22 protein-coding genes and 1 other annotated feature are annotated in these 20516 nt (G+C 59.4%); of the genes, 15 read left to right on the forward strand and 7 right to left on the reverse strand.

From position 1 onward, the window contains the following. Window positions 1-115: 115 nt before the first annotated feature. The 5 genes from serA to M516_RS0113270 all read right to left on the reverse strand — a co-directional run bounded on the left by serA (window position 116) and on the right by M516_RS0113270 (window position 5340). Window positions 116-1699: a phosphoglycerate dehydrogenase gene (gene serA, locus M516_RS0113250; RefSeq protein WP_029099558.1), complete on the reverse strand. Its 1584-nt coding sequence runs from the start codon at window positions 1697-1699 to the stop codon at window positions 116-118. Then, complete coding sequence (locus M516_RS0113255) at window positions 1692-2846, reverse strand: pyridoxal-phosphate-dependent aminotransferase family protein (RefSeq protein ID WP_029099559.1); 1155 nt, start codon at window positions 2844-2846, stop codon at window positions 1692-1694. The genes serA and M516_RS0113255 overlap by 8 nt, the downstream gene beginning before the upstream one ends. 73 nt (window positions 2847-2919) lie before the next feature. Beyond that, window positions 2920-3165, reverse strand: a binding site (T-box leader). 313 nt (window positions 3166-3478) lie between these two features. Then, complete coding sequence (locus tag M516_RS0113260) at window positions 3479-3976, reverse strand: inorganic diphosphatase (protein WP_029099560.1); 498 nt, start codon at window positions 3974-3976, stop codon at window positions 3479-3481. 133 nt (window positions 3977-4109) lie between these two features. Then, window positions 4110-4319 (reverse strand): ferredoxin, encoded by a 210-nt coding sequence (locus tag M516_RS0113265; protein WP_029099561.1) that lies wholly within the window; start codon window positions 4317-4319, stop codon window positions 4110-4112. A 103-nt stretch (window positions 4320-4422) separates the two neighbouring features. Continuing rightward, the gene (locus M516_RS0113270) at window positions 4423-5340 is read right to left on the reverse strand and encodes a hypothetical protein (protein ID WP_029099562.1); all 918 of its coding nucleotides are present in this window, start codon (window positions 5338-5340) and stop codon (window positions 4423-4425) included. A 65-nt stretch (window positions 5341-5405) separates the two neighbouring features. Between M516_RS0113270 and M516_RS0113275 the strand changes: the two genes are divergently transcribed. The 7 genes from M516_RS0113275 (at window position 5406) to M516_RS0113305 (ending at window position 11852) form a co-directional block, all read left to right on the forward strand. Continuing rightward, entirely contained in the window at window positions 5406-6542 is a 1137-nt protein-coding gene (locus tag M516_RS0113275; protein ID WP_029099563.1) for a YpbB family protein, read from the forward strand. Beyond that, window positions 6521-8092: a RecQ family ATP-dependent DNA helicase gene (locus tag M516_RS0113280; RefSeq protein WP_029099564.1), complete on the forward strand. Its 1572-nt coding sequence runs from the start codon at window positions 6521-6523 to the stop codon at window positions 8090-8092. The genes M516_RS0113275 and M516_RS0113280 overlap by 22 nt, the downstream gene beginning before the upstream one ends. Beyond that, window positions 8089-8670, forward strand: a complete 582-nt coding sequence (locus M516_RS0113285; RefSeq protein WP_029099565.1) for a CPBP family intramembrane glutamic endopeptidase — start codon at window positions 8089-8091, stop codon at window positions 8668-8670. Before M516_RS0113280 ends, M516_RS0113285 begins: the two co-directional genes overlap by 4 nt. Beyond that, window positions 8667-9452: a LysM peptidoglycan-binding domain-containing protein gene (locus tag M516_RS0113290; protein ID WP_029099566.1), complete on the forward strand. Its 786-nt coding sequence runs from the start codon at window positions 8667-8669 to the stop codon at window positions 9450-9452. The genes M516_RS0113285 and M516_RS0113290 overlap by 4 nt, the downstream gene beginning before the upstream one ends. Before the next feature lie 60 nt (window positions 9453-9512). Beyond that, entirely contained in the window at window positions 9513-10418 is a 906-nt protein-coding gene (locus tag M516_RS0113295; RefSeq protein ID WP_029099567.1) for an NAD(P)/FAD-dependent oxidoreductase, read from the forward strand. A 108-nt stretch (window positions 10419-10526) separates the two neighbouring features. After that, window positions 10527-10994, forward strand: coding sequence for a hypothetical protein (locus M516_RS0113300; protein WP_029099568.1), 468 nt, complete (start codon window positions 10527-10529; stop codon window positions 10992-10994). Window positions 10995-11249: 255 nt separating this feature from the next. Next, window positions 11250-11852: a genetic competence negative regulator gene (locus M516_RS0113305; protein ID WP_029099569.1), complete on the forward strand. Its 603-nt coding sequence runs from the start codon at window positions 11250-11252 to the stop codon at window positions 11850-11852. Between the two features lie 67 nt (window positions 11853-11919). Here the strand turns inward: M516_RS0113305 and M516_RS0113310 are convergent, their stop codons facing one another. Further along, window positions 11920-12666: a PIG-L deacetylase family protein gene (locus M516_RS0113310; protein WP_029099570.1), complete on the reverse strand. Its 747-nt coding sequence runs from the start codon at window positions 12664-12666 to the stop codon at window positions 11920-11922. 312 nt (window positions 12667-12978) lie between these two features. Between M516_RS0113310 and M516_RS0113320 the strand changes: the two genes are divergently transcribed. Further along, entirely contained in the window at window positions 12979-14256 is a 1278-nt protein-coding gene (locus tag M516_RS0113320; protein WP_029099571.1) for a Glu/Leu/Phe/Val family dehydrogenase, read from the forward strand. A 111-nt stretch (window positions 14257-14367) separates the two neighbouring features. On the opposite strand, the gene M516_RS0113325 is transcribed toward M516_RS0113320, so the two are convergent. Then, window positions 14368-15336 (reverse strand): asparaginase, encoded by a 969-nt coding sequence (locus M516_RS0113325; RefSeq protein WP_029099572.1) that lies wholly within the window; start codon window positions 15334-15336, stop codon window positions 14368-14370. An 87-nt stretch (window positions 15337-15423) separates the two neighbouring features. Between M516_RS0113325 and prsW the strand changes: the two genes are divergently transcribed. The 7 genes from prsW to M516_RS0113365 all read left to right on the forward strand — a co-directional run bounded on the left by prsW (window position 15424) and on the right by M516_RS0113365 (window position 20474). Beyond that, window positions 15424-16098 (forward strand): glutamic-type intramembrane protease PrsW, encoded by a 675-nt coding sequence (prsW, locus tag M516_RS0113330; protein ID WP_029099573.1) that lies wholly within the window; start codon window positions 15424-15426, stop codon window positions 16096-16098. A gap of 21 nt (window positions 16099-16119) precedes the next feature. Further along, complete coding sequence (locus M516_RS25615) at window positions 16120-16281, forward strand: hypothetical protein (protein WP_162836728.1); 162 nt, start codon at window positions 16120-16122, stop codon at window positions 16279-16281. Window positions 16282-16688: 407 nt separating this feature from the next. Continuing rightward, window positions 16689-18053, forward strand: coding sequence for a germination protein YpeB (ypeB, locus tag M516_RS0113345; RefSeq protein ID WP_029099575.1), 1365 nt, complete (start codon window positions 16689-16691; stop codon window positions 18051-18053). Between the two features lie 116 nt (window positions 18054-18169). Then, window positions 18170-18853, forward strand: a complete 684-nt coding sequence (locus tag M516_RS0113350) for a flagellar brake protein (protein ID WP_029099576.1) — start codon at window positions 18170-18172, stop codon at window positions 18851-18853. A gap of 26 nt (window positions 18854-18879) precedes the next feature. Beyond that, window positions 18880-19062, forward strand: coding sequence for a hypothetical protein (locus tag M516_RS0113355; RefSeq protein WP_029099577.1), 183 nt, complete (start codon window positions 18880-18882; stop codon window positions 19060-19062). A gap of 147 nt (window positions 19063-19209) precedes the next feature. Then, window positions 19210-19881: a (d)CMP kinase gene (gene cmk, locus M516_RS0113360; RefSeq protein WP_029099578.1), complete on the forward strand. Its 672-nt coding sequence runs from the start codon at window positions 19210-19212 to the stop codon at window positions 19879-19881. Beyond that, window positions 19878-20474, forward strand: coding sequence for a lysophospholipid acyltransferase family protein (locus M516_RS0113365; RefSeq protein ID WP_029099579.1), 597 nt, complete (start codon window positions 19878-19880; stop codon window positions 20472-20474). The genes cmk and M516_RS0113365 overlap by 4 nt, the downstream gene beginning before the upstream one ends. The last annotated feature ends 42 nt before the right edge of the window (window positions 20475-20516 follow it).

The raw sequence follows: 20516 nt of genomic DNA on the forward strand, positions 1-20516 counted from the left end.
TCATGAATTGGCTGGTCTTGTACTATTATACCTGTACCCGTTTGGTCAGGTAAAGAAACGGCCTGGTGCATGAGACCAGGCCGTGCAAAGGAGATCCTGCGGCGAGCGGTCGCGCCTACAGTTCGATCTGCGTCACGCTTTTCACTTCCGGCAGTTCGCCCATGGTGTCCAGCAGTTCGGCGGAGACCGGCTTGTCGACGGAGAGCATCATGATCGCGTCGCCGCCCATGTCGCGCCGCCCCACCTGCATGGTGGCGATGTTGACGTCGTTGCTGCCGAGAATCGATCCGACGCGGCCGATGACGCCGGGACGGTCGTTGTGGTGGATGTACAGTAGGTACCCTTCCGGTGCCACGTCGATGGCAAAGTCGTCGATCTTGACAATCCGCGCCCCGTAGCCGTTGAGGCGGGTACCGGCGACCGTACGCGTCTGCTGCGTGGTCTTCAGCGTGACCGTCAGCAGGTTGGTAAATCCGCGATTGTGCGCCGATTTTTTCTCCGTGACGGTAATGTCGCGCACTTTGGCCAGGAGCGGAGCGTTGACGTAGTTCACCTCTTCGCCCAGGCGGAAGGAGAGCACGCCTTTCAGCACGGTCCGGGTCAGCGGTGCCGTGTCCACATCGGTCAGTTCGCCGCTGTAGGCGATGGCGATTTCCTGAATCGAGCCGACCGTCACCTGTGCCAGGAAGTGCCCCAGTTTTTCGCCGAGCGTAAAGTACGGCTGCAGGCGTTCCATGACGTGGGCCGGTATGGACGGGAGGTTGACCGCGTTTTTGAACGGCTCGCCGCGCAGCACCTTGAGAATTTCGCCCGACACGTCGACCGCCACGTTCTCCTGCGCTTCCACGGTGGAGGCGCCCAGGTGGGGAGTGACGACGACCTGCGGCAGGCCGATCAGCGGGTTGTCCACCGGCGGTTCCACTTCAAACACGTCCAGGGCCGCTCCCGCCACCTTGCCGGTCAGGATGGCTTCGTACAAAGCCTTTTCGTCAATAATGCCGCCGCGGGCACAGTTGATGATGCGAACGCCGTCCTTCATTTTGGCAAACTCGCGGGAGCTGATGATATGGCGCGTTTCCTTCGTCAGCGGGGTGTGGACGGTGATGAAATCGGCCTGCCGGCAGATGTCGTCCACGGTGGCGTGGGTGACGCCCAGTTTTTGCGCGCGTTCTTCCGTCAGGAACGGGTCGTAGGCCAGCACGGTCATGCCGAACGCCTTGGCCCGCTTGGCCACCTCCGTTCCGATCCGGCCCAGGCCGATGATGCCCAGCACCTTGTTGTTCAGCTCAACGCCCTGAAAGCTTTTTCGGTCCCAGGTTCCCTCCGTCAGTTTTTTGTGCGCCTGCGGGATGTTTCGGGCGACGGCCATCAGCATGGCGAAGGAGTGCTCCGCCGTGGAGACCGTGTTGCCGTCGGGAGCGTTGATGACGACCACCCCGGCTTCGGTGGCGGCGTTGATGTCGATGTTGTCTACGCCCACGCCGGCGCGTCCCACCACTTTCAGTTTCTTGCCGGCGGCCAGCACCTCGGCGGTCACCTGCGTCTGGCTGCGGACGAGCAGGGCGTCGTAGTCCCCGATCACGGATAGCAGATCAGTGGGAGAGAGGTTGGGTTGCCGCACCACTTCCACGTCGGGGGCGTCGAGCAGTTGTTGTATGCCGTGTTCGCTCAGCGGGTCGGTAATCAGGATTTTATACATGAGCAAGAAGCACCTCCTGTGCAGCTTTGACACCTGCCCCCAGTTCCACGGGAGCACCAATTTGACGAAGCGACAGTTCAATGGCGGCGATCACCTGCAGCACGTCGAGCGGTTCGCAGTAGCCCATGTGGCCGATGCGGAAAATCTTGCCCTTGAGGTGCTGCTGGCCGCCGGCGATCACGATGTTGTGGCGGGTGCGGAGCACTTTCCTCAGTTCCTCCGCGTCGAACGCCCCTTGGGGATCGCACGAGGTGACGGTCGGAGAAGCGTACGCGTCCTCGGCCATCAGCGGCACGTTCAGCGCCCGCATCGCGGCGCGGGTCATGTCGCGCATCACTTCATGCCGCTTGATGATGGCGGGCAGTCCCTCTTCTTCCAGCATGGAGCAGACTTCGTCCAGGCCGAACACCAGCGAGACGGCCGGCGTGTACGGCGTCGTGTTCTCGGCCAGGCTTTTGCGGTAGGCCTTCAAGTCGAGGTAAAAGGCCAGCGGCTTTTTCTGGTCAATCACCTGCCAGGCACGCTCGCTCGCGGCCAGGAACGCCAATCCGGTCGGCAGCATGAACGCCTTTTGCGAACCGGTCACGACGATGTCCACGCCCCAGGCGTCCATTTCGCAGGCGACCGCGCCCAGGCAGCTTACCGCATCCACGATGAACAGCGCGTCCGAATGCTGGCGCACCACCTGTGCCAGTTCGCGGATCGGGTTGAGTACGCCGGTGGACGTTTCGCAGTAGGTGGCGAAGACGGCTTTTACATGCGGCTTGTCAGCCAGAAACGCCTGCAGCAGATCCGGAGTGACCGCCTTCCCCCAGGGAACTTCCAGGCGGTGGGCAACCACGCCGAACCGCTCGCAGATTTTGGCGAACCGTTCGCCAAACGCGCCGCTCACCAGAATCGCCGCTTCTTCGCCCGGCTGCAGCGTGTTGACCACGCTCATCTCCAATGCGCTGGTACCGCTGCCGGCCAGGATGAACACGTCCTGGCTCGTGCCGAAGTACGGCTTCAGCCGCTCGGCGGTGCGGGCGAACAGCGCGGAAAACTGTCCGCTGCGATGGCCGATCATCGGCTGGTTCATCGCCTGCTGGACGCGAGGGGGGATGGGGGTAGGGCCGGGTATGCGCAGGATCATTTTGTCGGCAAACATGTGTTTCTCTCCTCCTTGACAAGTACATATGCAAAAAACCTCCCGTTCCCACACTGCTCCTGTTCGCGGAACAGTGAGGGACGAGAGGCTTGCTTCGCGGTGCCACCCTCATTCGTTCTTCTTTTCGCAAAGAAGAACCTTGCCAGGTACGGGACCTGAGAGATAACGGATCAACCGTTCGCGCCTACTGGATGCCCGGGACATCGGTTCAGCGCAACAACTCGGAAGTGCTCATCCTTGGAGGGAACCACCGATTCGCAGCGACCATCGGCTCTCTGAGGGTTTCCCGTGCCAGGCATCTCTTCGTCATCGTTGTTGAAGTATTCAAGCAGTTTCAGATTTGTTATTTACAATATCACGAGGGCATGCGGCCGTCAAGTACAAAGAACACAAAAAAGGAACATTACTGGTAAAAACGAATTTATCGTTCGTGAAATAATAGCGTTTTCACTGGGGGAAAGCTTATTTCGAGAGTAAAAACCGAACGTTCTTATATTGGTTTCATAAAAAATGGGAATTTGGGAGCTGGATCGTTCGGATTTTTCCGCATGTTCCTGGTGGAACCGAACGTAAGCAAAAGCCCTGCGTCTCCGCAAGAGACACAGGGCTCAACGTGGATCGGCCCAACGCGATCAGTTGTTGGCGGCGTAGCGGGCCAGGCACTCGTCGATCAGGGCTGCCGCCTTTTCGGGACCTTCCCAGCCCTCGATCTTGGTGGTTTTGTTCTCCAGGTCTTTGTAGCGCTCGAAGAAATGGGAGATTTCCTTCAGCACATGGGGCGGCACGTCGTCCAGGGATTTCACGTGGTCGAAGCGCGGATCGTCCACCGGAACGGCCAGCAGTTTTTCGTCCTGCCCCTTGTCGTCGGACATGATCAGCACGCCGATCACGCGGGACTTGATCACGCAACCCGGGAAGGTCGGGAACGTGGTGAGCACGAGGATATCCAGCGGATCGCCGTCCAGCGCCAGCGTTTTGTCCAGGTACCCGTATTCGGTCGGATAGTGCATCGGAGAGTAGAGGACGCGGTCCAGGCGGAAGACGCCGGCTTCCTTGTCATACTCGTATTTGTTTTGGCTGCCCGCGGGAATTTCGATAAACGCGTCAACGACTTTGTTTTCGAAAGACATCAATGCTCCTCCTCATAAAAAGATAAATATGTACGGACTGCCCACATTATAGCAGGAACCGGCAGCAAAAGAAAGAAATGAAAAAACCCCCCATGTCTCGAGAGGCATGAGCGGTTTTTTTGTTTGTGGGAAATTACTCTTCCACTTTAATGGAATCGGTCGGGCATCCTTCTGCGGCGTCGCGTACGTCGTCCTGCAGGATGTCCGGGATTTCGGCGGTGTTTGTGTTGTCATCCAGCTTGTTGAAAGCCAGGCCCTCGTCGTCGTAATCGAAGACGTCCGGAGCAGTTGCGCCACAAGCACCGCAAGCAATACAGGTTTCTTTGTCTACCCATGTGGTCATCGTGGTTTCACCTCCCATACCAGATGGTACGTCCACTGTCATAACTCATTTTATTCGTTGTATGAAAAGATTTCAAGAATGAATCGCATCTAAAAATAGACGCCTATCGAAATATGGGAAGTTCCGGCGTCTTCACAGCCGGGTACAGTTTGATCTGAAGCTGCTTGAAATCGCCGCCGTGCACCGCGCCGGTGGCGGTCAACAGCCGGATGGCCGCATCCACGTCACGAATTCCGAGGCTCTGCCACTCATTCGACGACACCAGCATGTCCAGCCGGGCCGTCAGATCTTCCGGATTGTACGCCGTCCATTTTTGATGATGGGTCAGCGCGGCTGCGGCCAGGTACGTGCGGTAGTGGAACGGGTACTGCTTCCACTGGGCGATGCTGACCGTCATCGGCGGCGCTTTCGGCATCGGCTGTTTGGTGACATACGACGACTCCCACGCGGCCAGCGCCTGGTAGACCAGCTCCTGTCCCTTCAGCCAACTGTTTTGGGACAAGGTGAGGCGGGAAGCGATCTCGTCGGGCCCGAGGGCATTACTATTCTGATCGGAAAGCAACTGCTCCATACTATCCAAATAAGCCCGGACGCCGTCCCGGAAGATGCTCTGGGACTGGATCAACAGGGGGGCGGTAGCGAGCGGCACCGGTTTCTCCAACTGCTTGATCGTCTCTTTGGCCGTCTCCGCCAACTGGTTCAGCGAATCGGTCCGCTGCTGTTTGTCCATGCGGCTCCAGTCCGCCATCTTGTCAAAGTGGGCCTGCTTCAGCTCCAGCAGCGGTGCGTATACGGCGTAATGAAAACGGATAAAGTCCTGCTCGCTGTACAGCTTTTGTTCCCGCAGCATCTTCTCCTGCTCCTGCGCCTGTTTCTGCGCCTCCGCAGCCGCGGCCTGCTGTTCCTCAATCGCTGCTTTCATGTACCGGGCGCCGAAAAAAAATCCGCCAACAAAGCAGGCAAGTGTTATGATGATCATGTACGCAACCAGAAATTCAGACTTGGTCAATCGCTTGTTCATACAATCCTCCAGTATCCTTTGTACGATAGTAAGTGTGTGTTTGGGGAGTGAAAAAACGAGTACCCATGAGCAGTCCAACCATAGCCGAACTGGAGCATGATTTCATGCAGTCTGTCACGCTCAACGGATTGCGTCCGCTGGCAGGAGAACGGACCATCCAAGCGCTGTACTACATCCTGCGCGGCCGCAAGACCAACCAGACGCTGCAGGATGTGCATTTGTTCGCCCTTTATCCGTATTATCGGATGATTCCCCGCCTTTTGAAAGAGGATTGGGATAAAATTGTTGCCGCTCTGCTTCAGCAGGGCTTGATCCGCCTGCTGCCCGCTCCGGGGGAAGGACGCAAGCCGTCCTTTGGCCTGACGGAAGCGGGGGAGACGTACGCCGCAGCCGGACGGGAGAAGTACCGGTTGGGATTCTGGTTCCAGCCGTTTGCCGGGACCGAGGCGGCTGAACCGCTGGACCTGTTTTGGCGCCGTCTGCACCTGCTCGTCCAGACCGTCTCCCACCTGCTGGCAAACGACCTGTCCTTTCAGCCCGTCGTACAGGACAAGCAGGTGCAGCAGTGGGTGAAGCAGCGTCTGGCAAGACCGGAGCAGCGGGAACGCTGGCAGGAACATCTGGCCGACGAACTGTACCGCCTGCTGGAGCCGCTTCCCGCCTCTGTCCAGGAAGTGGTCATCGCCCGCTTTTCCGGTGCCGCCCAGTCCGGGCAAACCTTGACCCAACTGGCGCTGCACAGGCGGGAAGCCCCTTCGTACATACAGCTTCAGTTTCGTTACGGGCTGGCGCGGGCCATGGAAGCGCTGCGAAGTGATAGCGGACGGTTTCCGCTGCTGGCCGAGCTTGCCGGTCCGTCCGGCGGAAGGGAACGGCGGCTGAGCGAAAGCGCCGAGCAGACGTACGCGCTCCTGAGACAAGGATTCTCGGTCGAGGAGATTGCCCGCAGGCGAAGGATCAAACCCAGCACGGTGGAGGATCACCTGGCGGAAATCGCCCTGCGCTGCCCCGAGTGGGACTGCTCGCGTTTTCTGCCGCCCGCGTTGGCAGAGAGGATCGTCCAGGCCTGTGAGCAGTTGGGCACGAGCCGGCTGCGCGTCGTGAAGGACCATCTGGGGCCCGACGTCTCCTATCTGCAAATCCGCCTGGCGCTGGCGCGGCGGAAAGGAGGGAAAACGACGTGGCAAACGGGGATATGCTGACCGAAGCGCTGCGCCGCCACTTTGGCTACGACGCGTTTCGGCCCGGCCAGCGGGAGATTATTTCCCGCCTGCTGCAGGGAAAAAACGTCCTCGGCCTCTTGGCGACGGGCGGCGGAAAGTCGCTGACCTACCAACTGCCCGCGCTCCTCTTGCCGGGAGTGGTCGTCGTGGTCTCTCCGCTGATTTCCTTGATGGTGGACCAGGTTCAGCAGCTTCGCGCCAGCCGGAAAATTCCCGCCGCCTACCTGAACAGCACCCTGGACCCGGCAGATGCCCGGCAAATCATGCGGGACATCGGCAGCGGCGCCTGCAAACTGCTCTACGTGTCTCCGGAAAAGCTGCAGCAGTCGGCCGTGCAGGAGACGCTGCGCCGCGCAGGTGTCTCGCTGGTCGCCATCGACGAAGCCCACTGCATCTCCCAGTGGGGGCATGATTTCCGCACCGACTATCTGCGACTGCCTGACGTGATTGAGAAGCTCGGCCGTCCGCCGGTACTGGCCGTAACCGCCACCGCCACAACAGCGGTGCGAGAGGAGATATGCCGCCTCCTGAAGATTGAACCGGAGGACGTCGTGGCGCTTCCGCTCAACCGGGCCAATATTGCGATCGACGTGATCGCCGCCGACAGCGAAGCCGAGCGCCGGGCGCAGGTGATGGCCGCGATGGACAGCCTGCGCGGGCCGGGCATCGTCTACTGCAGCACGCGGCAGGCTGTGGAGGCGCTCGCCGCCGCTTACCAGTTGGACGGAAAAAAACGGGTGCACGCGTATCACGGCGGCATGAACAGCATGGAACGGATGCTGGTTCAGACGCAGTTTTTGCGCGGCGAACTGGATGTGATCGTGGCGACCAACGCGTTTGGCATGGGAATCGACAAGGCCGATATCCGCTACGTGATCCACTACCACTTTCCCGCCAGCCTGGAAGCCTACGCCCAGGAAATCGGACGGGTCGGCAGGGACGGGGCCCCCGGTTATGCTGCGCTGTATTATGTGGCGGAGGATCTCCACATCCACGCGCACATGCTGGAAAACGAGTACCCGACCGAAGAAGAGGTGGCCCGCTTTCTTCGCCTGCTGAACGGGGACGGTTCGCTGCCTGTAGAGATGCTCGCCGCAGCGGAGATCGGCGAGGACATGGCCCGCCTGCTGTTCTTTTACGCGGAACAGAGCGGCCTCTTGAAGGAAGTGGCCGTCACGCGCGAACAGTACCGCTACGTCCTGGCCGATGCGCCGCCGGACGGCGAAGCGCTCCAGGTGCAGCGGATTTGGCAGGCCACGGAACGGACCAGGCGGCAAAAGCGGCAGAAGCTGTCGGACATGCTGCGCTGGCTGGAGGGAAGCGGCTGTTTGCGCCGCGAGCTGAACCGGTACTTTGGCGAGGAGGATCAATCCTATTCCCTGGCATGCTGCTCCCGCTGCGGCCTGGAACGGTCCCCCTATCTGGAGGATACACCCGCGGCTCCTCCGTCCCAGAGGGACACGATCTGGAATTTGCGGGAGGCGTTGGCACGGCTGCTGCCGAATCGTAAGGGAGGGAAGGGGCCGTGAAGCGTCGATGGGAAGAACTCGATCCGGCCGCTCTGAGGCTCAACCTGTGGCTGACCCAGTTCATCGTGCTGGCGGTGGCCGCAATCGGCAGCGGATTGGTGCACGGATGGGAAGGGACCCTGTCGCTGTTTGCGCTGCCGTCCCTGCCGGATCTGACGCGTGCAGGAGCCGTCGCGCTCGCCGTTGTCCTGGCCAGCATCCTGATGGACCGTTATCTGCCGCGCCGCTGGCAGGATGACGGCGACATCAACGAGCGGATTTTCCTCGGCCTTCCCTTTGGGACCACCGCCTTGCTGTGCGCGGCGATCGGGATCGGGGAAGAATGGCTGTTTCGCGGCGTGCTGCTTCCGCTCATCGGCAATGGATGGACAAGTCTGGTGTTTACCCTGGTCCACGTCCGGTACCTGCAGAAGCCGCTGCTTGCCGTCAGCGTCTTTTGCACAAGCTGGCTCCTGGGCTGGCTGTTTGAAACCGGCGGGCAGCTCGTCACGCCGATGCTGGCCCACATGGTGATCGATTTGCTGCTGGCTCTCTACATTCAATACGGATTCGCAAGCGAGAGGAGGAATCAGGAGTGACAAAGGGGAGAAGCAAACGGAAGCCGGAGACGGTCCGGGTGCGGGCGGAAGTGTCAGTGCACGAACTGCCGCCGCGGCGGCTGCGCCACAAACGGGCGCGGCTGTCGTACAAAACCGTTCTCGGCTCCGGCCTGGCCGTTTTCGGCACACTGTTTCTCACACTGGTCGTCGTGGAACTGTACCAGGCCCACCAAACACAGTCGGTGACGGCCCCCCTCGGCAAGAACGAGACAGCGCAGGAAGAGCGAGCCGCAGACGGGCAGGCGTCTGATTTCGCCCATGCGGACGGTTCGGCGGCTCCGCCTACTCCGCCCGCCGGCTCTACCGCTGTCGGCGGCGGAGAGGGACAACGGGCAGCGGCCACCACGAAAATCGCGAGCAGCGGTTCGCTTCCTGATGGATCGTCGAGCACGGGAGCGAAGGCAGTCGCGGGCGCGGCGGCAGAGAAGCCGACCGCAGGGGCAGCGCCGCGTCCGAACGTGCCGCCGCAAAATCCGACTGCAGGCGGTGCGATGAATCCGAAGCCGGCCGCAGGAAACACAAACGGCGCCACCACCCCCGCCTCCTCTCAGCCGACTTCTTCTTCCGGCGCGGTCCCGGCCGCCAAGCCGGCGCCCAAGGTAAAGCGCCACGTCGTGCAAAAGGGGGACACGCTGTACAAGCTGTCCCGCCTCTATTACGGAAACAACGGAGGGGTCACCCGGATCGCGGGGTACAACGGGCTCAGCCCGGAGGCCCAGTTGAAAGCGGGAGACGTATTGACCATACCCCTGTCGCCGTGATGAGCCGGCAGTCAAACGGACAAGCTAAAGGAAAACGGACAGGCGGCAGGGGGCGATGGCATGGTCTTTGACTCGATTATCATTGGCGGAGGAATTGCCGGCTTGCAGACGGCGATTCAGCTTTCCCGATGCCTGCGAAAAGTCGCCGTGGTGGACGCCAACGGAGGCAGGTCAACTGCGGCCAAGGCGTACCGCAACATCCTCGGGTTTCCCGACGGCGTCAGCGGTAAAGCGCTGCGCGAGGCCGGACGAACACATGCTGTCCGTCTGGGTGTTCAACTGTTTTCCGACGAAGTGTCGGAGCTCTCCGAACGCGACGGACTCTTTTCCGCCCGGCTCCGTGTTGCCGGTTCCCATCTCCAGGGGCGTACGGTGGTGCTGGCGGCCGGGATCAGCGACCCGTTCCCGGACATTCCGGGAATCGGCGCGTGCCTCGGAAAATCGGTCTTCATCTGCCCCGACTGCGACGGGTACGAGACGGTCGGCCAGGCGACGGCGGTCATCGGAGCCGTTCCTCAAGCGGCGGACATGGCCGTCCAGCTCCGTTACTACACCGACCGCCTGACGGTGATAAACCACGCCGGATCGCCGATCGGGCCGCAGGAGGGCGAGACATTCCAATCGCTGTCGCTCGACGTGCTCAACGAACGGGTGGAGCGGTTTGACCACCAAAACGGAATGCTTACCGGCCTGGTCTTGTCCGGCGGCGACACGCTGTCCGTCTGCCGGGCCTTTCTCGCTTTTCCCGGCGCGCGCGTCAATACCGACCTGCTGCGTCCGTTTTCGGTCCGCTTCAACGAAAAGGGGCACGTCCTGGTCGATCCACGTACCAAGGAAACCGACCACCGGAACATCTGGGCCGTGGGCGACGTTATTCCCCATTCCCAGCAGGTGGCGATCGCGATGGGAGATGGGGCGCAGGCCGCGATCTGGATCCACAACCGCCTGCAGGAAAACGGCGAATAGCATTTCACGGGACGGATCGCTTTTTTCTTTTTCGTGATCAGGCACAAGCAAACGCGGTCGTCCGTATGCTTTGATAGAATCAGGGCAGTGCGGAGGGACAAATGCGAGATGACCGCCTACATAAGAGATTTGCTGCTGGGCCTGCTGGCATGGTGGTGCGGAAACGGCGCGTTCAGGCTGTTTCCCTCCACGCCGCTCCACCTCGATCGACAGGGGGACTGGATTGCCTTCTTGCTGTTCAAACCGGTCGAATTGGCATTGGCGGCGATGTTGTTTGTGCTGGGGTCGATCGCGTTGGGCGGACTGATCCGCGCCCATGCGGCCGAAGCCATCCGGCGAGGGTTTTCCGGCGGGGGCTGCTTGAACGCCGTGTTGTGCGTTTACGCTGGTTTCCTCGCGTACATTCAGTACGTCAAAATGCCGATGCCGACGGCCGTTTTCGGCGGAGCCGCGCTCTTGTGCCTGCTGGTTCGCATGCTGCGCAGGCGGGCGCTGCAGACGGAAATTATCGAGTTGACGAAAAGCACGCAGCAGCCCTCCCTGCCGGAGGCTTTCCCGGGAAAGCGCAGAATCTGACAGACCTTTACACAATCGGCTGTTCCGGCGCGTCCGGTCGACAGGATTTCCAAGCGCTCCTCCTTCCGCACACGCGGATGGACCCGAGCGCTATATTCTTGCTCGCAAATATGTTATGATAGAGCCAGTCCCGCTTTTTCGCGACGATGTGAAAAATGGTGGATGGCCGTGGGGTATTCGTCGGAAAATGCGGAGAACTCTTACAGGCTCTGGTTCATACTTTGTAGTACGACTGGATGGCGAGGAGGGACAGTCATGCGTGTTGAACGCCTTGGTCAAGACAAGATACGGATCTTCCTAACGTTTGACGATCTGTCGGAGCGAGGAATTGAAAAAGAAGACATGTGGCGTGACATTCCGAAGGTACATGAACTGTTCAACGACATGATGGAACAGGCCTACCACGAGCTGGGCTTTGAAGTGTCCGGGCCTGTCGCCGTTGAAGTGTTTGCCTTGCCAGCACAGGGAATGGTCGTAATCGTAACGCGCGGCAAAACAGGCTCAAAGGTGGAAAAGGAAGAGGAAGAGTACGAGGATGATGATGTATATGAACTGGAGGTCACTCTGGAAGAGAGTGAACTCGTGATCTATTCCTTCCGCGACTTTGAGCATCTGGTTGAAGCAGCTCATCGCATAAACTCTATGCTGACCAACGGAGGAGCCGCTTATTTTTACCAGGGCAAATACTACCTTGTTCTGGAGGAGCTCGATTTGGATCAGGAGCGGTACCAGAAGCTGATTGCGATCCTCTCTGAATACGGAGAAGCGACGCCGACTACCGTTTACGTCCTGGAGGAATACGGCAAGGTTGTCGTTGCTGACGACGCTGTCAAGGAGATTTGCAGACATTTTCGGTAACATGTCTTGCAGACAATTCCTGTACAATAAAACAGCACCTAGCTGCTGCTAGGTGCTTTTGCTGTGTTTACAGCCCGGCGAACAGGTCGCTCTCCTTACCCGCGCTGTCGGGCGCGTACCCCTTGAGGTTGTGCCAGACGAGAATGAAGTGATTCACGGTGCGGACGTTCTTGAGGCGGCCGGCCAGCACGCCCGGGAAGACACGCTCCACGGACATGTGCTGGGTCCGGTGAGCCGCAAGCGCCCGGGCCACCTGCGGGGCGTACTCCGGCGCGCTGATTTCCGTCGTGATCGCTTCGTACGGATCCATGTAGGGAGGCGCGAACATACCGACGTGTTCGCCCGACGCGTGCGTCACATGGTACAGCTTGCGCACCGAAGAGCCGGGGGGAAGCTGCTTGACGGCCCGCGTCGTCGCTTCGGAAATGGCCTGGTGGTCCGGATGGCCGGAGATGCCGTGCGGCGCGAACGTCACCACGACCTGCGGCTGATAGGTGGCGATGGCGGCCTGGATGCGGCCGATCAGTTCGTCTGTCGGCACGGAGGAAAGCCGCTTGTCGGCGTAGTCCAGGAAAAGCAGGTTGTCGATGCCCAGGATCGCCGACGCCTCACGCAGTTCCCGCTCCCTGTAGAGCGGCAGTTCGGCAGGTGTGCACAGCGGCGGATCTCCCGCCTTGCCTGCCTCTCCGCGGGTGGCGCACACCAGGGAAATGGTTGTGTCCGGCTGCTGCGCGTACCTGCAAATCGTCACTCCGGACGTGAACGTCTCATCATCCGGATGGGCAAACACAAACAGGACATGTTTTTGTTCCATAACAACCCCTCCGTCTGTCAGCGTGCTGCTCTGCCGTCTATTATCGCACAACCCAGACGATTTGACATGCGCGCGGGTGTACGGCAGGGTAATATCCTTTCGTTTCGGGCACGCTAACCGTACTGCTCCGCATATGATGCGCCTCTTGGCGGGGAACGATGCGGGCCTCGCCGCGACAGGAGGAACGCCTGTAACGCCTTTTCGGAGACAAATGGGAATTTTCATCTTCTCATCCCTGATACAAGCGTGTATACTAAACGATGGGTTTACCGACAACTATTTTGAGGTGAATATGTAATGGGTAATCAAGAAATGGTAACCGAAAACACCCAAGGGAAAGAACAAAAGCAGGAGAGCATGAACTTGCTGCAATCTACCCAGACGGTGATCAAGGAAGCACTGGAGAAACTAGGTTACCAGGAATCGATGTATGAACTCCTGAAGGAGCCGCTGCGCGTCCTGACCGTACGCATCCCGGTCCGCATGGATAACGGGGAGGTAAAGGTGTTCACAGGCTATCGTGCCCAGCACAACGACGCAGTTGGACCGACCAAGGGGGGCATCCGTTTCCACCCGGACGTTACAGAGGATGAAGTTAAAGCGCTTTCTATTTGGATGAGTTTGAAAGCCGGCATCGTCGACCTGCCGTACGGCGGCGGGAAAGGCGGAATCATCTGCGATCCTCGTGAAATGTCTTTCCGCGAGCTGGAGCGCCTCAGCCGCGGTTACGTTCGTGCGGTCAGCCAAATCGTGGGACCGACGAAAGATATTCCGGCACCAGACGTCTTCACCAACTCTCAAATCATGGCCTGGATGATGGACGAGTACAGCCGCATCCGCGAGTTCGACTCGCCTGGATTCATCACGGGCAAGCCGATCGCGCTGGGCGGTTCGCACGGACGCGAAACGGCGACGGCCAAAGGTGTAACCATCTGCATCCGCGAAGCGGCCAAACGCCGCGGCATCGACTTGAAAGGGGCGCGCGTGGTCGTGCAGGGCTTCGGCAACGCCGGCAGCTACCTGTCCAAGTTCATGCACGATGCGGGTGCGAAAGTAGTCGGCATCTCCGACGCTTACGGTGCCCTGTACGATCCGAACGGGTTGGACATCGATTACCTGCTGGACCGCCGCGATTCGTTCGGTACGGTTACCAAGTTGTTTACCAATACGATTACCAATAAAGAACTGCTTGAGCTGGATTGCGACATTCTCGTTCCGGCTGCGATCGAAAACCAGATCACTGCCGCCAACGCTCACAACATCAAAGCCAAAATCGTGGTGGAGGCAGCCAACGGCCCGACCACGCTTGAAGCGACCAAAATCCTCACCGAACGCGGCATCCTGCTGGTACCCGACGTACTGGCAAGCGCCGGTGGTGTAACCGTCTCCTACTTCGAGTGGGTACAGAACAACCAGGGCTACTACTGGTCCGAAGAAGAAGTGCAGGAGAAACTGGAAAAAGTGATGGTAAAAGCGTTCGAGAACGTGTACTCGCTGGCCCAAACGCGCCGCGTCGACATGCGCCTGGCCGCCTACATGGTGGGCGTGCGCAAGATGGCCGAAGCGTCCCGCTTCCGCGGCTGGGTGTAAGGCAATCCTTGTTCAAACGCATTTGACATGAACAAAACCTCCTTGGTCAGACCAAGGAGGTTTTTTCTTGCAGTGCCGTTTTTAACGGTGACCGCCTTCGGAAGTTGCTGTTTACTGCTCGAACAAGCGCTGCAGTTCGCCGAAATCGCGCGTCTGCTGCAGCACCACCATCAGCTTGATGCGGGCTTTCTGGCCGTTCAGGCCGTTGGAAAAGACGATGCCCAGCTCTTTCAGTTGGCGGCCGCCTCCCTCGTAGTCGTACACGTCCTGCACCTGGCCGTTGTAACAGCGGGACACCAGGACGATCGGCACGCCTTTGTCCAGGAGCTGGCGCAGCACCGGCACGACGGCCGGGGGCAGGTTGCCCAGGCCGAACGCCTCCACCACCAGGCCGTCCACCGGCTGCTCCAAAAGAAAGCCCAGCCAGTTCGGGTCCATCCCGGCGACCGCTTTGATCAGCGGCACGTTGGCATCGGCATGCTCGATCGCATAGTGCTCGCGAACCAGGGGAGCATGGTGGTAGTTGACGCTTTTTTTGGAGATGGTGCCGATCGGGCCGTACGCCGGCGACTGGAACGTGGCCACGTTGCTGGTATGCGTTTTGGTCACGTGGCGGGCGGCATGGATTTCGTCGTTAAATACGACCAGAACGCCCTTGTCGCGGCTTTGCGGATCAGCCGCCACACGCACGGAGGAAATCAGGTTGACCGGGCCGTCTGCGCCCAGCTCGTTGCTGCTTCGCATGGCGCCGGTCACCACGACGGGTACCGTCACCGGCAGGGTGATGTCGAGGAAGTAGGCCGTTTCTTCCAAGGTGTCGGTACCGTGCGTCACGACCACGCCGTCGTAGCCGTGTTGGTTCAGCTCCTGTTCGATAAAGAGACGCAGTTGGTTCATTACGGCGGGCGTGATGTGGGGACTTGGCAAATTCAAAAAGTTGACCATCGTCACGTCTGCATACCGCTGCAAAAAGGGCAGAATTCTCTCCACGGCCTGATCGTCCAGCGGCTTGACGCGCTCGGACGCGTCGACGGACATGGCGATGGTGCCGCCTGTATTGATCACAAGAATCTTTTTCATGGTGCCGTCTCTCCTGTAGCGGGTTTTCAATCAAGCAGTATTCATGGTACGATGAGTGTTAGTCTTGTGTAAAGGAGCAATACGCAGATGATTGCTGTCATCGGAGCGGCCATTGCCCCCGGTATTGCCATTTTAAGTTATTTTTACCTGCGCGACAATCTTCAGCCGGAGCCCGTCTCGATGGTCATCCGGACATTTATTTTTGGCGTTCTGCTCGTGTTCCCGGTGATGGTCCTGCAATACATCATGCAGACGGAGTGGAACTGGCGGAGCGAATTCGTCGCCGGCGTGGTGCAGTCCGCGGTGGTGGAAGAGTTTTTCAAATGGATGGTCGTCTATTTTACCGCATACAAGCATGTGGAGTTTGACGAGCCGTACGACGGCATCGTATACGCAGTGGCGGTCTCGCTGGGCTTCGCCACGCTGGAAAACCTGTTCTACCTCGTCATCAACGGGGTGGACATCGCGTTGTGGCGCGCGCTTTTGCCCGTGTCGAGCCACGCGCTCTTCGCCGTCTGGATGGGGTACTATCTCGGCCGGGCGAAATTTTCCGGCCAGGCGGGCAAAGAAGTCAGGTACCTGTGGATCTCGGTGGGACTGCCGATCGGGCTTCACGCAGTCTACAACGCCATTTTTCTCGCCACCCAGCACTGGCTGTTGCTCATCGTTCCGTTCATGGCGGTCCTGTGGTGGCAGGGCCTGAAAAAAGTGCAGCGCGCCCACGATTTCGGTTCTAAAACGCTCACCTCCCGTCCACACTAGGACGTGAGGAGGAGAGTCATCGTGCCAAAAAGCCGACGAGCAAAAGTGACGATACGCTGCAACGTATGCGGAGAAACCTTCACCCTTCGCGGCCGTAAAGACCCCAGCGGCGGTGTGGACACCGGCTTCAAGCAGTGCCTGTGCGACAACGACAAGCATTTCAGCATTCAGGAAGAACCCTGAATCGGCGCCCCCTTTGCCTCGGCGCCGGGCGGGGGCGAACATATGGAACGACGGCGGGGTGAAGCCCTGCCGCAAGCAACGGGGACCGGCAAACGCCGGTTCTTTTTTACTGTCTCCACACGCTTCAACTTTCCGTACGGAAATGCATAATCCACCCTCGCTCCACTAACACTATGCAAAGATTTCATTACGTGCCAAGGGGGATGCAAACCGTGCGAACGAAGCTGATTGCGACAGGGCCTGCGCTGGCGGCAGGGGCCGGTTTTCTCCGAAAGGCCGGCGGGACTGAAGCGGAAAGCGCCCCGTTAGCGAAGGGGGAAGCGGGCCGCAGGTCAAACGGATTGACAGGCACAGCTTTTGCCGCCAGCAGAGCGGCTGGAATTGGTGAAGGGAGGATTGGATGAAAAATGGTATACGGAACAGTGGCGCGCGTCCTCTTTCCCGTCGCCCTGGTTGCGCTCGTCGGCGCCGGGGTGTGGGGCTATCAGGAGCACAACGAGAAGAACTCGATTTTGATCAAGGCGGAAAACCAGTATCAGCGTGCCTTTCACGAGCTGAACTACCACATCGACAACCTGCATGACGAACTGGGCAAATCGCTGGTGATCAACACCCGCAGGCAGATGACCCCCTGCCTCACCAACGTCTGGCGGCTGGCCAACGCCGCCCAGTCCGACGTCGGCCAACTGCCGCTGACCTTGATGCCGTTCAACAACACGGAAGCGTTTTTGTCCCGCGTCGCCGACTTTTCGTACAGGGTGGCGGTGCGAGATCTGGAAAAGGAGCCGCTGACAAAGAAGGAGTACCAGACGCTGAAAGACCTGCACAAACACTCCAAAAACATCCAAAACCAGCTTCGCCACGTGCAGGCCAATGTGTTTACCAAACAGCTGCGGTGGATGGACGTGGAGACGGCGCTGGCTTCGGACGACAAAAAGTCGGACAATACGATTATCGACGGGTTCCGCACGATTGAAAAAAACATGTCAGAGAACCCCGAGATCGACTGGGGCGTCGGTATTCGAAGCCTGGAAACAAAAAAGCAGCAGCGGATCAAAGGGATCGACGGCAAGCCGATTGACAAGGAAGAGGCGAAGCGGATCGCGCTGGCCTTTACGGGACTGAATCCCGCGGAAGCGAAGGTCGAGGTGGACGAAAACGGCAAGGCCGAAGGGTACTCCGCCTACAGTGTCCGGATTACCTCCAAGAAAGCGGGCGCCCCGATCAACATGGATGTGACGAAGCGGGGCGGAAAGGTCGCCTGGCTGATGAACGAACGGGAAGTCGGCGAAGAACGCATCGGCCTGGACGAAGCGGAGGCAAGCGCGCGCAAGTTTTTGCGTGCCCACGGCTTCGGCGACATGGTGGTGGCGGAGAGCGACAGCTATGACAGGCTCGGCATCTTTACCTTCGTGCCGGAGCAAAACGGGGTGCGCCTCAACCCCGATGCGGTCACGGTCAAAACGGCGCTGGACAACGGCACCGTGATCGCGTTCAATGCGACCGAGTACCTGTTCAATCACAAGCCACGCAAGCTGCCTGAGCCGCGCGTGACCAAGGAGCAGGCGAGGGCCAAGGTGAATCCCGGCGTCAAGGTGACGAGACAGCGCCTGGCCTTGATCGAGAGCAAAAACGACGGCAAGGACGTGCTGTGCTGGGAACTCACCGGGACGTATGACAACAGCACCTACACGGTTTACATCAACGCCCTGACCGGAGATGAGGAAGAAGTCGTAAAAATGGACACCGGTGCGGAAGGGGAAGCGGGATAATTCCCCCTCGCCGCCGAATAGGGAAAGACGGGGACGTCCGGCTTTCCCTATTTGCCGTTTCCAAAGAAAACAGGTTATAATAAAAAGGAGAGGAGAAAAGGGGGAACGTTCCGTACATGATGCTGCCACGAATTGGACAAACACTCCGCCTGAGCCTCGTCCACGCTTCCGAAGAGCGAAAGGGCCAGACGTTCAAGACCCGGGTCGCCGATCTGAAGGAGCAAATCGTCGTCATCGAGCTTCCGACCAGTGAAAAGACGGGCAGAACCGGCCCCTTTCCTGCAGGGACCGAATGCGACGTATGGTACATAGGGGACGACGGCACCCGTTACGAGTTCCGCACTGTCATAATCGGCAGGCAAAACGAAAACATTCCCGTCCTGCTGATGAGGCTGCCGGAAAAAAACGCGGTCAAACGAACGCAGCGGCGCCATTACCTGCGCATCAACACGGCGGTGGAAATTGCCGTCAAAACGACGGACCCCATCCGGCGCTACCATTTTCTCGCGCGGACCATCGATCTGAGCGGGGGCGGCATCTCGTTTACGTGCGCAGCATCCTACCGGCTGCAGGAAAAAGACCGGCTGCAGGTGTGGATGTCCCTGCCCGGCAAAACCGGACAGGTGCAGCACGCCTTTGCCGAAGTGGAAATCGTCCGCTGCCATCCCGCGGAGGAAAAGGGGCTGCATCAGTGGATCTCCGGGAAGTTCGTGCAGATCAGCGAAGCGGACCGGGCCAAAATCGTCCGCGCCTGTTACGAACGGCAGCTTGATTTGCGGAAAAAGGGTGTACTCGATTGACGGTAACGAGGGAAGGATGACCCCCGATGGCCAACGACTTCAACGAGCGCTATCGCCGTTTCTCCCGGCGGGTGGAAAAGGGAATCATCGCGCTGATCGCCATCAGCTTCATCATGCTGACGTTCGGGGAGCTGCTGATCGAGCTTGAACCGGTTCGCGCCTTTTTCGTGGAGACCCACCGGCTGGAAGGTGTGCCGGGACAGCCCTAAAGGTTTGCGCATGCTTCCATACTATGGTACTATTAAAGATAACATAGAGAGTGGCGACGACGCGAAAGGGGCTTCGACAGAAGCTTTTCTTGTTTCTATTTTTCTTCTTTTCTTCCAGGACTTTCATACATAGCAGGTGAGAACAGAATGAACATTGCAATCGACGGTCCGGCCGGGGCGGGCAAAAGCACCGTTGCCCAGCAGGTGGCGAAACGGCTGGCATACCTGTATATCGACACGGGCTCGATGTACAGGGCGCTGGCGTGGGCGGTGCTGAACAACCGCGTCCCGATCGACGACGAAGCGGCGGTGTCCGGACTGCTGCGGGAAAGCGAAATCCGGCTCGAACGGGAACGCGACAGCCAGCGCGTGTTCTGGAACGGTCAGGACATCACCGATCAGATCCGCACGCCCGAAGTGAGCCAGTACGCGTCCATCGTCGCCAGCTACCCGTCCGTGCGGGAGCAGATGCTGGTGCTGCAGCGTCAAATGGCAGCAGGCGGCAACGTCGTCATGGACGGCAGGGACATCGGTACCCACGTGCTGCCGGATGCCGATGTAAAAATCTTCTTGACGGCTTCCACCCGGGAGCGTGCCGAGCGGCGGTTGAAAGAACTGCTGGCGAAGGGGCACCAAACCGATCTGGCCACGCTGGAAGCGGAAATCGCCGAGCGGGACAAACGGGACATGGAGCGGGAAGCGGCTCCCCTGCGCCAGGCGGACGACGCCGTGCTGGTGGACACGACAGGGATGACGATCGATCAGGTCGTGGAGCGAATCTTGAAAATTTGCGAACGGTCGGGTGAGTCGATACAGTGAGCACTTATCGTTTTTTCCGAGGCCTGTTCCGCGCCATATTTTCCATCGTCTTTCGTTGGCAAGTAATCGGTGCGGAACATATACCTAAGGAAGGCCCTGTTATTCTCTGCGCCAATCACATCTCGCTCTGGGACCCGCCCCTTTTGGGTGCGGGAATCGACCGGCCGGTGCACTTCATGGCGAAAGAGGAGCTGTTCCGCATCCCGGTCCTCTCCTACTTCATCACCAAGTTCGGCGCTTTTCCCGTCAAGCGGGGGGCTGGCGACCGCGCCGCCATCCGCACGGCCCTCAAGTTGCTGGAAGATGGAAAAATCTTCGGAATTTTTCCGGAGGGGACCCGCAGCAAAACGGGGAAACTGGGACCGGGCATGCCCGGAGCGGCCATGTTTGCCCTGAAATCGGAGGCCGTGGTGATACCGGTGGCGATTGTCGGCCCGTACAGGTGGTTCCGCCCGGTCAAGATCGTGTACGGCGCGCCCATCGACTTATCCGCCCAGCGTACAGCCAAACCGGGGTCCGACACCCTCAAGGAGACGACCGACCTGATCATGTCGCACATTCAGTCGCTGCTTGATCAGCACCGTTCATCGTGAGGCGGTATAGAAATAACAAAGGGTAGAATACTAATTCTGCTG

It is taken from the genome of Brevibacillus thermoruber 423 (assembly GCF_000454065.1).
Lineage (GTDB): Bacteria > Bacillota > Bacilli > Brevibacillales > Brevibacillaceae > Brevibacillus > Brevibacillus thermoruber.